Annotated in this window: 2 protein-coding genes; both read right to left on the bottom strand. The window is 40.7% G+C overall.

Annotation, left to right across the window (positions count from 1 at the left end):
* On the bottom strand, positions 1–80 hold an 80-nt coding region (locus H524_RS18020), incomplete at its 3' end, for a flagellar basal body protein (protein ID WP_211232175.1).
* A gap of 179 nt (positions 81–259) precedes the next feature.
* On the bottom strand, positions 260–1,172 hold a 913-nt coding region (locus tag H524_RS16865; RefSeq protein WP_211232174.1), incomplete at its 5' end, for a flagellar hook-basal body complex protein.

The raw sequence follows: 1,172 nt of genomic DNA on the forward strand, positions 1-1,172 counted from the left end.
TTGGTATTAGAGATGTTATTAGAAGTCACATCAATGTGCTTCTGGGAGTTCTTAATACCGCTAACTGAAATTCCGAACATGACATTAGCTCCAATGTATGCAGTGTCTTAATAGACTTCTACTGTATATGTATATAGCTAGTGAAACTAAAACTTTAAACATTTTGAGCAATACACATGCCATAAATATGAAAAATACATATACACAAAAAAGCCGAGCAATTGCTCGGCTTTAAGTCATGTTGGAATAAAACTAGTTTTTAACGGATATTTAGGATGCTATCCATTACGGTGTTCTGAGTCTGCAGAGACTGTGCGTTAGCCTGATAGTTACGTTGAGCTGTGATGAGCTCAACTAACTCGTTGGTCAGGTCAACGTTAGAAAGCTCAAGGTTAGAGCCCTTAATAGAGCCTGCCGAGCCTGAGTTAGCTTCCTTGGCAATAGCCTCACCAGAAGCATTAGACTGCTTCCACTGGGTATCACCAATCTTGGTTAAGCCCTGCTGGTTGGCAAAGTCTGCCATGGCAACCTTAGCGATGTTCTTAACCTGTCCGTTTGAGTACTCACACTGAATAATGCCGTTCTCATCAACTGACATACCAATGAGAATACCTGTTGCATAACCATCGTTAGTTGGTGCCTGGCTTACAGAGAAGTTAGAGGAACCGTACTGGCTTGCTGCAAACTGAATGTTTAACTGCTGGCTTGGCTCAATACCCTGGCCTAATGCTGTATGTAAAGTTCCGTCGCCACCTGCCATACCATCTTTCTTAAAGGTTTCATCAGCAACGTTTTTAATAATACCTTCAGAATTTTGTTTATCAGCTGGATCTGCATTTGGGTTGCCAAATAATGTATGACGTAAGCTGTTTGGATTCTTAACATTAGCATCAGCGTTTTTAGCTGGATTACAAAGCTCAAGCTTGCCAGGGACAGTACTCTTCATTTCACCATTAGGGCTGAAAGTACACTTGAAACCAAAATAGTTAGATCCAGCAACAGTAGATTTTGAGTTTTCTGGCACACTGATAACAGCAGGATATTCTGTTGCAGCGCCTGTTCCTTGTGAAGCAATATCGATGTAAGTCAAGCATGATGACAGTAATAATTTAAAAAATATTCTGAGCTCACACGAATTAAGGCATAAGACAATAGCACCGTAACACCAACCT

This window comes from Anaerobiospirillum succiniciproducens DSM 6400, from assembly GCF_000482845.1.
GTDB classification, from domain to species: Bacteria; Pseudomonadota; Gammaproteobacteria; order Enterobacterales; family Succinivibrionaceae; genus Anaerobiospirillum; species Anaerobiospirillum succiniciproducens.